Annotated in this window: 10 protein-coding genes; 3 read left to right on the top strand and 7 right to left on the bottom strand. The window is 35.8% G+C overall.

All coding sequences use genetic code 11. The features are described 5' to 3' along the window. The first annotated feature begins 68 nt into the window (after positions 1 to 68). From RTW14_RS15020 to RTW14_RS15010, 3 genes are read left to right on the top strand one after another with little or no spacing between them, the layout of a single operon-like run. Positions 69 to 3,533: a DNA polymerase III subunit alpha gene (locus tag RTW14_RS15020; protein ID WP_312652879.1), complete on the top strand. Its 3,465-nt coding sequence runs from the start codon at positions 69 to 71 to the stop codon at positions 3,531 to 3,533. Positions 3,534 to 3,593: 60 nt separating this feature from the next. Then, the gene (gene pfkA / locus RTW14_RS15015) at positions 3,594 to 4,556 is read left to right on the top strand and encodes a 6-phosphofructokinase (protein ID WP_312652877.1); all 963 of its coding nucleotides are present in this window, start codon (positions 3,594 to 3,596) and stop codon (positions 4,554 to 4,556) included. An 11-nt stretch (positions 4,557 to 4,567) separates the two neighbouring features. Next, the gene (locus RTW14_RS15010; RefSeq protein ID WP_312652875.1) at positions 4,568 to 6,994 is read left to right on the top strand and encodes a LuxR C-terminal-related transcriptional regulator; all 2,427 of its coding nucleotides are present in this window, start codon (positions 4,568 to 4,570) and stop codon (positions 6,992 to 6,994) included. Positions 6,995 to 7,003: 9 nt separating this feature from the next. On the opposite strand, the gene hisIE is transcribed toward RTW14_RS15010, so the two are convergent. The 7 genes from hisIE to hisD are packed head-to-tail and all read right to left on the bottom strand — an operon-like array spanning position 7,004 to position 12,722. Next, entirely contained in the window at positions 7,004 to 7,654 is a 651-nt protein-coding gene (gene hisIE / locus RTW14_RS15005; protein WP_312652873.1) for a bifunctional phosphoribosyl-AMP cyclohydrolase/phosphoribosyl-ATP diphosphatase HisIE, read from the bottom strand. A gap of 16 nt (positions 7,655 to 7,670) precedes the next feature. Continuing rightward, positions 7,671 to 8,426 carry an imidazole glycerol phosphate synthase subunit HisF gene (hisF, locus tag RTW14_RS15000; RefSeq protein WP_312652871.1) on the bottom strand — a complete coding sequence of 252 codons (756 nt, stop codon included), beginning with the start codon at positions 8,424 to 8,426 and terminating at the stop codon, positions 7,671 to 7,673. A 13-nt stretch (positions 8,427 to 8,439) separates the two neighbouring features. Further along, the gene (hisA, locus tag RTW14_RS14995) at positions 8,440 to 9,156 is read right to left on the bottom strand and encodes a 1-(5-phosphoribosyl)-5-[(5-phosphoribosylamino)methylideneamino]imidazole-4-carboxamide isomerase (protein ID WP_312652869.1); all 717 of its coding nucleotides are present in this window, start codon (positions 9,154 to 9,156) and stop codon (positions 8,440 to 8,442) included. 2 nt (positions 9,157 to 9,158) lie between these two features. Further along, on the bottom strand, positions 9,159 to 9,782 hold the full coding sequence (gene hisH, locus RTW14_RS14990; RefSeq protein WP_312652867.1) for an imidazole glycerol phosphate synthase subunit HisH: 624 nt from the start codon (positions 9,780 to 9,782) through the stop codon (positions 9,159 to 9,161). Further along, positions 9,779 to 10,369 (bottom strand): imidazoleglycerol-phosphate dehydratase HisB, encoded by a 591-nt coding sequence (hisB, locus tag RTW14_RS14985; RefSeq protein ID WP_312652865.1) that lies wholly within the window; start codon positions 10,367 to 10,369, stop codon positions 9,779 to 9,781. The genes hisH and hisB overlap by 4 nt, the downstream gene beginning before the upstream one ends. Next, positions 10,356 to 11,438, bottom strand: coding sequence for a histidinol-phosphate transaminase (hisC, locus tag RTW14_RS14980; protein WP_312652862.1), 1,083 nt, complete (start codon positions 11,436 to 11,438; stop codon positions 10,356 to 10,358). Before hisC ends, hisB begins: the two co-directional genes overlap by 14 nt. Before the next feature lie 12 nt (positions 11,439 to 11,450). Next, on the bottom strand, positions 11,451 to 12,722 hold the full coding sequence (gene hisD / locus RTW14_RS14975; protein ID WP_312652860.1) for a histidinol dehydrogenase: 1,272 nt from the start codon (positions 12,720 to 12,722) through the stop codon (positions 11,451 to 11,453). Positions 12,723 to 12,725 lie beyond the last annotated feature (3 nt).

Raw genomic sequence — 12,725 nt, 5'->3', positions numbered from 1 at the left:
TATCACTGAGGCTTTTTTTATTGCAATAAATATGGTAAAATATAAGAAAACTATAGAAGGAGAAACATATGGCATTTACACATCTTCATGTACATACTGAATATAGCCTGCTGGACGGAGCTGCCAGAATAAAAGATTTGATAGCAAGAGCCAAGGAACTTGAAATGGATTCAATAGCTATTACAGATCATGGTGTAATGTTTGGAGTTATCGATTTTTATAGAGAAGCTTTAAAGAAGGGCATTAAGCCTATTATAGGCTGCGAAGTTTATACTGCAGCCAGGACCATGTTAGACAAGGATGCAGAAAAAGATAAGTATCAAGGGCATTTAGTACTTTTGGCGAAAAATCAAGAAGGATATCAAAACCTTATAAAAATTGTTTCTGAGGGCTTTACAAAGGGATACTATTATAAACCTAGAATTGATAAAAATGTTCTTAGACAACATAGTAAAGGTCTTATAGCTTTATCTGCGTGCCTGGCTGGGAACATTCAGAGAAAGTTGAGCAACAGAGATTATAATGGAGCCAAGGAAGAAGCCTTGGAGTTATTGGATATATTTGGAGAAGGTAATTTTTATTTAGAGCTTCAGGATCAAGGCCTGGAAGAAGAATATGCAATATTAGCGGATATGAAGAGGCTTAGAGAGGAAACGGGAATTCCTTTTGTTGCTACAAATGATGTGCACTATGTGAGGCAGGAGGATGCAGCTGCACATGATATTTTATTATGTATACAGACAGCTACAAATATTGATGATGAAAAACGTATGCGTTTTCCAAATGATCAATTTTATTTGAAGTCTGAACAGGAAATGAAAGTTCTTTTTGCAGGAATTCCAGAAGCAATAGAAAATACACAGAAAATTGCAGATCAATGTAAAGTAGATTTTACATTTGGAGAACTTCATTTACCTGAATTTAAAGCTCCTGAAGGAAAAAGCAATAATCAGTATCTTAGAGAACTTTGTGAGATTGGGCTTAAAGATAGATATGGCGAAGGAATAATAGAAATAAGGGAGCGGTTCGAATATGAAATATCCGTCATTGAAAAAATGGGGTATGTTGAATACTTTCTAATTGTTTGGGATTTTATAAATTATGCTAAACAAAATAAGATAATGGTAGGTCCAGGGAGAGGCTCTGCTGCAGGAAGTATTGTGGCATATGCTCTTAAAATTACTGATATAGACCCCATTAAGTATTCTTTAATCTTTGAACGTTTTTTAAATCCTGAGAGAGTCAGTATGCCTGATATTGATATAGATTTCTGCTACGAAAGAAGACAAGAGGTTATAAACTATGTTATAGAAAAATATGGGGAGGACAAAGTTGCCCAGATTATAACCTTTGGAACCATGAAAGCGAAAGCTGCCATAAGAGATGTGGGCAGAGCCTTGAATATGAGTTATGCAGAAACAGATGCCATAGCAAAGGCGGTTCCTTTTGATTTAAAAATGACCATAGGAAAAGCTTTAGAGATGAATCCGGAATTAAAAGCTGCCTATGACAAGGACAAGCGGGTAGCTCAGGTAATCGACACAGCCAGAGCTATTGAGGGGATGCCAAGACATGCTTCTACCCATGCAGCTGGTGTAGTTATATCCAAAAAAAGTATAAATGAATATGTGCCACTATATTTAGCAGAAAAAGGGGTATCTACCCAGTTTACCATGACTACAATTGAAGAACTGGGACTGTTAAAGATGGACTTTTTAGGGCTTAGAACTTTAACGGTTATCCGTGATGCACTTGAAATGATTGAAGCAAATCATGGAGTGCAGATTGATTTTTCAAGAATGACATATGATGACCCTAAGCCGTATGCTATGATAGCAAGCGGAAATACTCAAGGCGTGTTCCAACTTGAAAGCGCTGGAATGACACAGTTTATGAAAAACTTAAATCCAGACTGCTTTGAAGATATTGTGGCGGGAATTTCATTATACCGACCAGGTCCTATGGGCTCTATTCCTACATATATTGCAAATAAGAAATATCCAGAAGAAATCGTATATCTGCATAAAAGTCTGGAGCCAATCTTGTCCGTAACTTATGGCTGCTTAGTCTATCAGGAACAGGTAATGCAGATTGTACGTGATTTAGCCGGATATACCTATGGAAGAAGTGATCTTGTGCGTCGTGCCATGGGAAAAAAGAAAATGGACGTTATGCTTAAGGAAAAAGAATATTTTATTCATGGTCAAGAGGATGAGCAGGGAAATATTCAAATAATGGGATGCGTAAGAAATGGTGTACCTGAAGCTATTGCCGGGGAAATATTTAATCAAATGGTCAGTTTTGCTGAATACGCATTCAATAAATCTCATGCTGCTGCCTATGCAGTTGTTGCATATGAAACGGCTTATTTAAAAGCATATTATCCTGTAGAATTTATGGCAGCACTTATGACTAGTGTCATTGGAGACGGTGTTCAAATTGCAAAATATATTCGCAATTGCAATGAAATGGGAATTGAAGTACTTCCACCTAGCATTGTTGACAGTAGTAAAAAATTTACTGTTGTAGATGGGAAAATACATTTCGGATTGTTAGGGGTAAAGAATGTTGGGGGAGGAGTCATTGATGAAATTGTTAAATCCAGAGAGGATAAAGGTATACCAAAGGACATTTTTCAGTTTATATCCAATGTAAATATTCATGAGATAAATAAGAAGGCTATTGAAAGTTTGATAAAAGCAGGTGCTTTTGATTGTTTAAGTGAAAACAGAGCCCAGCATCTTGCAGTGTATGAAGGATTATTGGAGTCTGCTCAGAACAATTCAAAGAAAAATATTGAAGGACAGATGTCTTTATTTCAACTGAATAGTGAAGAAATGGAAGTAGACTCTATTTCGGGTAGGCTTCCGGATGTTGCTAATTTTTCACAAGATATTTTAATAGGAATGGAAAAGGAAATACTAGGGGTTTATCTGACAGGGCATCCTTTAAAGAATTACGAAGAGCAGATAGATAAGCTGGTTTCAGTAACTGCTGAAGATTTAGCTCATGCAGAGACCAATGAGAATGTAACAGATGGAATGAAAGCTACTATTGCTGGTATTGTAAGCGGGAAAAAGATACTGGTAACAAAAAGTAATAAGCAGATGGCATTTTTGAATATTGAGGATCTTTATGGAGAAATAGAAGTTGTAGTGTTCCCTAATGTGTATGACAAGTATTTACAATTAATTAAAGAAGATAACATATTGGTTATCAAAGGGACTGTAAACTTTAAAGAGGACGAAGCTCCTAAACTCTTGGCGGATAAAATTCTTCATATAGATGCTTTTAGTGAATCTTCAAAAGAAATACCGGTGAAAATAAAGGTACCAAGAAATCTGGAAGAAGGAAAGTGCTTTAATATAATTAAAGAATTAATTTTGGACAACAAAGGTCCAAAACCAGTTATGATATATATAGAGGAATCTGGAAAAAAATTCAGAACAAATCGTGATTTATGGGTTGATCCAAATAAATCTTTCATCAGTGCCATAGAAGGGCTGGTGGGAAAAGAAAATGTAAAGCTATAAAACTATTTAAATAGAAAAATAGAAAAATTGCTATACTATATAGAGTTGGAGGTAATTGTTATGAAAAAAATTGGTGTATTAACAAGTGGCGGAGATTCTCCAGGCATGAATGCTGCTATTCGTGCAGCAGTCAGAGGGGCAATTTATTTAGGTATGGAAGTGTACGGAATTGAAAAAGGATATGAAGGACTTATTGACGGAGATATAAAGCAAATGAATATTTCGTCCGTTTCAGATATCCTTCATAAAGGAGGTACTATTCTCAGAACTGCAAGAAGTGAACGGTTTATGACCAGTGACGGTCAGAAAAGAGCAAAACAGATGCTGGAAAGCTTTGGAATAGAAGGATTGGTAATAATCGGAGGAGACGGTTCCTTAAAGGGTGGACTTGATTTGTCAAAGCATGGAGTTACTGTGATGGGGCTTCCAGGCACTATTGATAATGATTTAGGTTATACTGACTATACCATAGGATTTGACACTTCTGTAAATACTGTACTTTCAGCTATCAGTAATATCCGTGATACTTCATCTTCTCATGAAAGGACTACAGTCATTGAGGTGATGGGCAGACATTGTGGTGACATAGCTCTTTATGCGGGACTTACAGGGGGTGCAGAAACCATTTTAATACCTGAAGTGGGAGTAGATATTAATGCTATTTGTAAAAAGATGGTACAGGGAAGAAACAGAGGGAAACTGCACAATATTATTATAAAGGCTGAGGGCATTAATATGTCGACACAGGAATTAGCGGAGACTTTAAAAGAAAGAACGGGAATGGAAACAAAGATTGTAGTTCTTGGGTATATTCAGAGAGGTGGATCGCCTACTGCCAGAGATAGAATGTTAGCCAGCCGTATGGCATATAAAGCAGTAGAGTTATTGCAAGAGGGAAGCGAAAGCAGAGCTGTTGGAATAAATGGAAGTGAAATCGTGCATTATGAACTAAGCGATGCTTTACAGATGAAAAGGGACTATGACAAGAAGGTTATGGAATTGGCTGATATATTATCCATTTAGGAGTAAATTATATGACAGAAAAAGATACAATAATAGAGCTTCCACCAAACATGGTTTTACGATCTCGATTACAGAATATTTTTGAAGAAAATGTCAAAGTAAAAAGAATTATTTATGTATCGGCATATACTGGATGGGGAAAGACTACTGCCGTGGCAGAATGGCTAAATCAAAAAGAACATGAAGCAGTCTGGTTCTGTTTAGGAGAACAGAGAAATCAGACCGTAATCAATAAAATTTTAACAGAAATCAACAGTAAACCAACGGAAAAATTTATTGTGATTGATAATTACCATCTACTTGATGAAAGAGAGATGGAGTATATGAATTTGATGGTTATTCAGTCAAATTGGAGGTTTGTGATTATTTCAAGGGCTGAACTGCCAAAAGCACTATCCATATATGTAGGATTATCACTACATTTAATTGGTATGGATCAGCTGAAATTTACAGAAGCTGAAATAATAGAATATTTTCAGCAGTATAATATCAGTCTGACTGATCAGGAAATTTCTCACTTATTTGTAGAGCAAAAGGGCTGGATAATAAGTTATAGATATGCTGCTTCAATAATGCAGGCAACAGGAGAACCATATGCAAGAAAAATTCAGTTGAAGGCATTAGAAGCAATATATCAATATCTTGATATTGAATTGTTAGGTAAGTTGGACAGGCTTGAAAAAAAGGTTCTCTTGACAGTAGGCTGCTTTGATAAAGTCACAGCAGAAGAGGCTGATGTACTTTTAGAATCAGAAGAGGCACATAGAGTGTTGAAAGAACTGACAAGGCAGGGCTGCTTTTTAACATTTTTATTACCAGATACTTATCTTGTTTATCCCTTTTTTCAAGATTACCTTACATATACACGAGATAAAGTATTATCTAAGGAAGAAATTGATAATATTTATAATACTGCAGGAGCCTATTTTGAAAAAAAGAATGAGAGTACGATTGCATTAGAATACTATATTAAGGCTAAAGAGTATAAGAGTGTAATTCGGCTTTTAATTGAGTTATCCAAGAGTCCAGTCGGCCAGACTGATTTATGGAAAAATAAAAAATATTACTTTCAATTGCCGGAAGAAATGATAAAGGAAGAACCTGCATTATGTTGTGGTATGGCTATGTTAGGCATTATATGTTTTAATCTGGCAGAAGCGGATAAGTGGAAAAGTTATCTTGAAAATCAATTGGAGCTTTTACCACAAGGGGATAAAAAAAGAACAGAAATATATGAAAAACTAGCCTATTTATCGATTGCAATGCCGAATAGTAACATGAGCAATTTTTTAAATGTAATGAAAAATTGGGCAAGAAAAGTCAGACATGAAGACTTAAAAATGCAGAAAGCTAACATTACTTGGAATACCCCTAGTGTGGTAAACGGAGGACGAGACTTTACTCCATGGCTAAAAAAAGCCAAATTGATAAGAAATCCTATGGACTGGGTAGTGATTTCATTATATGGAGACTATGGCATTGGTGTATTAGATGTTGCAGTAGCAGAGTGTTATTACCAGCAGGATAAAATTCAAGACGCATTAATACAAGTTGTAAGAGCAATATCTTTTATAGAACAAAAGGGAAGCATAATCATCCTGTTTGCAGCTATGTCTGTGCAGATGATGATTATGATGATATTGGGGCAAACTGTTACTACAAAGCCAATGCTAGATAATATGAGAGATAAAATTGAAGCTGCGAATGCAGAATTTTTGTATCCTAATCTGGAAGCAGTAAGTGCATTTGTAAGTTTATATGAAAACAATTACGAGAAGATTGAATATTGGCTAAATAACGAAGCACCCGATGAAAATGCCACATTCTGTACCCTTGATATATTTAGATATAATGTGAAATTAAGGGCCTATATTTTGTATGAAAAATATTATCTTGCTATAGGGCTTGCAGAAAAGCTAAGGCCTGTTTTTGAAGCTTTACATAGAAATATGGATCTGGCGCAATTGGATATGCTTTTAGCGATTGTTTATTACAGAATAGGACAGAAGGAAAAAGCTGAACAATATCTTACAGAAGCCCTTTTAAGGGGAGAAAAATATGGATATATCCGCCTTTTTGCTGATGAAGGAGAACCTTTATATAAAATATTAAGGAATTTTGATGCGGAGGATCTAATCGCAAAAAATTATTTAAATAAAATAAAAGAAGCAACAAAAAAAGTGGCTATGCAATATCCTTCTTATCTGACATTACTAAATAGTAAACAGGATGGATTATCGGCTTCTGAAATGGAGATCCTGAATCTTTTGGCTCAAGCAAAGGCTAATAATGAGATTGCTGAGTATTTAAATATATCGTTAAATACAGTAAAGTTTCATATAAAGAACATATACAGTAAGCTGGGAGCTAAAAATCGTTTTCAGGCAGTACATATTGCCAGAGATAAGAGAATATTAAGCAATGACAAAATGAGCTGAGAAATCAGCTCATTTTGTCATTTTCTCTTGTTTTATTTTTTTATCAATTACATGGCGGGATGCTAATTCTTTGTGAATATCATCCAGAGAAATACCCATTTCAATCATGAGTACCATCATGTGGTAGGTAAGGTCCGCAATTTCATATATCGTTTCTTTTTTATCTTGTGATTTTGCAGCGATAATTACTTCTGTGGATTCTTCGCCTATTTTTTTCAGCATTTTATCTATACCTTTTTCAAAAAGATACGTTGTATAAGAACCTTCCGATGTCTTTATTTTTCGATTTCTTATAAGTTCCATTAAACCCTCAAGGGTGAAAGGAATTTCCTCTTGATTCATATAAACAAAATCACTAAAACAGGAGTCTGTACCAAGGTGGCAGGCTGGCCCATCCTTTTTTACATAAACAGTAAGTGCATCTTTGTCACAGTCTGTTTGAATACTGACAATATGTTGATAATTCCCTGATGTTTCTCCTTTAAGCCATAATTGTTGTCTTGATCGACTCCAAAAACAGGTAAGACCTTTTTCCATGGATATTTTCAGGCTGTCTTTATTCATATAGGCTACTGTTAATACTTTTTTTGTTTCTGCGTCAATGACAACGGCAGGAATTAAACCTTTTTCATCAAATTTTATTTCATTTAAGTTAAACATAAATATTCTCCTTCAGTTATCTAACGGTAATGCCGTTTTTAGCTAACTCTGATTTTAAATTACAAATTTTTACTTCGTCAAAATGGAATATAGAGGCAGCAAGTCCTGCATCTACTTTCGGTAGAGTTTTAAATAACTTAGTATAGTCCTTTATACTGCCTGCACCTCCAGATGCAATTACAGGAACATTAACTTCATCGCATATGGCCCCCAGCATTTCTAAATCAAACCCGTTTTTTACGCCATCTGTATCAATGCTGTTGACGACTATTTCTCCAGCTCCATCAGTAACACATTTTTTTATCCACTCAATGGCATCCATTCCTGTATTTTCCCGTCCACCTTTAGAAAAAACTGTAAATTTTCCATTTACCCGTTTTATGTCTACGGAAAGAACAACGCACTGGTTTCCATATTTAAGAGCTGCCTGGTGTATAAGAACAGGATTTTTTATAGCACCGGAATTTACACTTACTTTGTCGGCACCACATTTCAAAACCCGGTCAAAATCTTCTATACTGTTAATACCTCCGCCTACTGTCAGGGGAATAAAAATACATTCTGCAACCTGACACAGAATATCAGTGAAAAGTGATCTATTCTCTGAAGTAGCAGTTATATCATAAAAAACCAGTTCATCAGCACCATTATCAGAATAATATTTTGCAAGCGCTACTGGGGAAGAAACATCTGTGAGACCTTCAAAGTTGACTCCTTTTACCACTCTGCCATTTTTTACGTCAAGACAGGGGATAATTCGTTTCGTAATCATATGTGCGCTCCTTTCATGCACTTGCAGCTTCAATTGCTGTAGATAAGTCAACTGCACCAGTATACAATGCTTTTCCGAGTATAGCACCATAAATGTCCATTTTAGATAGTGCTTTGATATCCTCTAGGCTTGAAACACCACCAGATGCAATTACATTTATGGAATAAGTTTGGGAAAGCCGGCTATATAATTTTAGATTAGTTCCTTTCATAGTTCCATCTTTTGAAATATCTGTACAAATAATAGTTTGGACTCCAATGTCCTGCATCTGTTGGCAGAATTCTTCACAGCTGTAATCAGAGAGTTCTGTCCAGCCCTTTATAGCTGCTTTTTCCTCTTTTATATCCACCCCAACAGCGATTCTTTCTCCATATCTTTTAACCGCTTCTTGAAGAAACGATTTATCTGTAATAGCTGCAGTACCAATGATTATACGGTTAACTCCGATAGAAAAATATTTATCTATCGTTTCTATGTCGCGGATACCTCCGCCTAATTGTGTAAAAAGGGTTACGTTTTCAACAATCTTCTTTATAACTTGAAAATTAGTGGTTATTCCATTTTTGGCACCCTCTAGGTCTACTATGTGAAGAAAAGAAGCCCCCTGAGCTTCAAAATTTTTAGCAGTATTGACAGGGTTTTGATCATATATGGTCATTTGTTTGTAATCACCTTTAAATAACCGTACAGCTGCGCCTTCATATAAATCTATAGCAGGGTATATATTCATTATTAATCTCCAATCTCACAAAATGCTTTTAAAATATTAAGACCTACATCACCACTTTTTTCAGGGTGAAATTGACAACCGTATACGTTATTACAGGCCACAGCCGCAGTTAACTCATTACCGTATTCAGCAGTTGCAATGATGGCATCATTACAATCGACAGCATAATAAGAGTGAACAAAATAAACGCAGTCATTTTCTTTTGTATATTTAAAAATAGGGTTTTTTTCTTTATTATGGGGAAAATGAAGAGCATTCCAGCCAATATGGGGTATTTTATAATGTTCAGGAATGACTTCTTGAATAGGTTTGACACTGCCTTTAATCAGACCTAAACCAATATGCTGCCCATATTCATAACTTTTTTCGAAAAGAAGCTGCATACCTAAGCATATACCCATTAAAGGTTTTCCTTTTTTCACTTCATCTTTTATTAATCTATCAAGTCCACTTTCTTTTAGCTTTTGAGCAGCATCGCAAAAGGCACCTACACCAGGCAGTATAATTTTATCTGCTTTTTTAATAATTTCTTTATCCCCGGTGATAATAACTTCTTTGCTAATTGCTTGAAGGGAACTTTTTAAAGAAAAGAGGTTACCCACTCCATAATCTATTATTACTATCATACTAATACTCCTTTTGTAGAGGGGATTTCATCTTTATAAGCTTCATTAATTTTAACGGCTTGCGAAAGAGTTTTTGCAAAGGCCTTAAAAGTACCTTCAATTATATGGTGGCTGTTGCTGCCAGAAAGTTGTTTGATATGTAATGTCATATTAGCTTTACGAATAAAAGCTAAAAAGAATTCTTCAACTAACTGGGTGTCAAATGTACCTACTTTTTCCGATGGAATTTGAAGTTCATAAGAAAGAAAGCTTCTTCCAGAAATATCTAAAGCACAAAGAATAAGGGCCTCATCCATGGGAAGGATAATGTTTCCATAACGGTTAATGCCACGCATGCCTCCAAGAGCCTCTGCAAAAGCTGTTCCAAGGCAGATGGCAATATCCTCTACAGTATGGTGATCATCTACATAAGTGTCACCTATACATTTTATAGTTAAATCAAAATGTCCATGACGGGCAAATAGTATAAGCATGTGATCTAGAAAGCCACAGCCAGTTGAAATGTTACTTTTGCTCGTTCCGTCTATATTAAGGTTCAGCTGAATATCTGTTTCAGCAGTTTTTCGATTTATTCTACTGATTCTCATTTTGTCGCCTTTCATTTATTATTTTTTTTAATGTACTTAAAAAAACGTCCATTTCTTCTTTAGTTCCAATGGTGATGCGGTTGAAATCTTTAATACGTGGAGCAGTAAAATGGCGAATTAAGATACCATTTTTTTTCAACTCTTCATATACGTACTTCCCTTCCATATCTGCGTGTTTAGCCAATATAAAATTTGCCTTTGAAGGAATTACTGTAAATCCCAGTTTTGTAAGTTCTTCTGTTGTGTACTCTCTATTCTCAGCTATTATTTTGCATTTTTCCATGTAATAATCATTGGCTCGAATGGTGGCTTCTCCAGCAACAAGTGTCATTCGGTTAATGTTGTATGGGTTGGTAGAATATTTAATTTTATTCAGGTCGTCAATAAGTCCTGTAGAACCTAAGGCAAACCCCAAACGAGCTCCTGCCATTGAACGGGATTTGGAAAACGTTTGAATGACTAAAAGATTATCATAGGAATTTATTAGGGGATAGCAGGATTCTGCTCCAAAGTCAACATATGCTTCGTCAATTACTACTACATTATTGGGATTTGTTTTTACTATTTCTTCAATCTGTGAAAGAGATAAGGTTAATCCAGTTGGGGCATTGGGATTGGCAATTACAATAAATTTATTTAGGCTGCAATAATCCCTATAATCAATTAAGAAATCTTCTTTTAAAGGAATTTCTTTATGAGATATACCATGCAGGTTAGCAAATACTTTATAAAAGCCATAGCTTATATCGGGGAAAGCCGCTTCTGTACCATTACCTGAAAATGCCATAAAAGCAAAGTTTAAAATATCATCAGAACCATTTGAAAAGTATAGCTGCTGTGGCAATATCCCATATAACTGTGCTAGTTTATTCGTTAATACCTTACATTCGGGATCTGAATAAAGCCGAAGCTTTTCTATTTCCTGACTATTTATTGCATCAAGAACACTTGGAGCCGGAGGGAAAGGGGATTCATTGGTATTCAGTTTTATATACTGCATATCTTGGGGTTGTTCGCCTGGGGTATAAGTTTCGAGTCCCTGATATTTTGCATTTAAAAATTTACTCATTTCAGCACCACCTTAGTCTTCAAAGCGGACTGAAACACTTCTTGCGTGTGCAGAGAGGCCTTCTTTTTCTGCAAAATAAGCGATATCATCAGCTACTTTGGAAAGAGCGTCTTTTGTATAATATGTATACTGGTATTTTTTTACAAAATCATCTACGGATAGGGGGCTTGAAAATCTAGCAGTACCACTTGTTGGGAGTGTGTGGTTAGGCCCTGCAAAATAATCACCCAACGCTTCAGGACAATTTTTCCCCATAAAGACTGAACCTGCATGACGTATGCTGTCTAAATAGTCAAAAGGGTTGTCTACACATAGTTCTAAGTGCTCTGGTGCGATTGCATTGGCAATTTCAATTGCAGTTTCAATTGTATTGGTTATAATAATTTTACCGTTGTTTTCTATGGACGTACGGGCAATTTCTTCCCGAGGCAGAAGTGCAAGCTGACGTTCTATTTCTAAGCTGACAGCTTCTGCAAGCTCCGGACAGTCTGTGACTAAAACGGCACTAGCCATTTTGTCGTGCTCAGCTTGTGACAGCATATCAGCAGCCATATACTTTGGATTACATGTTTTATCTGCAACAACAAGAATTTCACTTGGACCAGCAATCATATCAATGTCAACCATACCAAATACCTGTTTTTTAGCTTCCGCCACAAAGGCATTACCTGGGCCAACTATTTTATCAACTTTAGGTATAGTTTCAGTACCATAAGCCAATGCTGCTACGGCCTGAGCACCGCCAATTTTAAAAATTCTATCCACTCCGGCTATTTTTGCTGCAACTAAAATAATAGGATTAATTTGACCGCTCTTTGCAGGAGTAACCATAATGATCTCTTTTACTCCAGCCAGCTTTGCAGGAAGACAATTCATAAGCACAGAGGAAGGGTAGGTAGCAGTGCCTCCAGGGATATAAAGACCGACTTTATCAAGGGGGATAACTTTCTGACCTATAACTATCCCATTGGTTTCGTTGAGAATAAAGCTGTTGCAAACTTGTCTTCTGTGAAAAGCTGTAATATTTTCAGCAGCTTTTCTAAGGATACTAATAAATTTTTCATCAATAGAGTCAAAGGCCTCTTGTATTTCATTCTGTGAAACTTCTAAGTATTCAGGTGCAGTTCCGTCAAATTTCGCACAATACTCCAATAAGGCAGAGTCTTTCTTTTCTTTTACATTTTTAATTATTACAGAGACAGTTTCTTCCACTCCTGAAGAGAATATTTCTCTGGCAAAAATATTTGCATTATTGGTATCGCTATATTTTAAAATCTTAATCATGTA

The organism is Aminipila sp. (genome assembly GCF_032051575.1).
Lineage (GTDB): Bacteria > Bacillota > Clostridia > Peptostreptococcales > Anaerovoracaceae > Aminipila.
This window is presented reverse-complemented; position numbering and strand designations above follow the sequence as displayed.

Bases quoted from the DNA above. Each gene is read 5' to 3' on its own strand.
- RTW14_RS15020 (WP_312652879.1), top strand. From the start codon at position 69: ATGGCATTTACACATCTTCATGTACATACTGAATATAGCCTGCTGGAC.
- pfkA (WP_312652877.1), top strand. From the start codon at position 3,594: ATGAAAAAAATTGGTGTATTAACAAGTGGCGGAGATTCTCCAGGCATG.
- RTW14_RS15010 (WP_312652875.1), top strand. From the start codon at position 4,568: ATGACAGAAAAAGATACAATAATAGAGCTTCCACCAAACATGGTTTTA.
- hisIE (WP_312652873.1), bottom strand. From the start codon at position 7,654: ATGTTTAACTTAAATGAAATAAAATTTGATGAAAAAGGTTTAATTCCT.
- hisF (WP_312652871.1), bottom strand. From the start codon at position 8,426: ATGATTACGAAACGAATTATCCCCTGTCTTGACGTAAAAAATGGCAGA.
- hisA (WP_312652869.1), bottom strand. From the start codon at position 9,156: ATGAATATATACCCTGCTATAGATTTATATGAAGGCGCAGCTGTACGG.
- hisH (WP_312652867.1), bottom strand. From the start codon at position 9,782: ATGATAGTAATAATAGATTATGGAGTGGGTAACCTCTTTTCTTTAAAA.
- hisB (WP_312652865.1), bottom strand. From the start codon at position 10,369: ATGAGAATCAGTAGAATAAATCGAAAAACTGCTGAAACAGATATTCAG.
- hisC (WP_312652862.1), bottom strand. From the start codon at position 11,438: ATGAGTAAATTTTTAAATGCAAAATATCAGGGACTCGAAACTTATACC.
- hisD (WP_312652860.1), bottom strand. From the start codon at position 12,722: ATGATTAAGATTTTAAAATATAGCGATACCAATAATGCAAATATTTTT.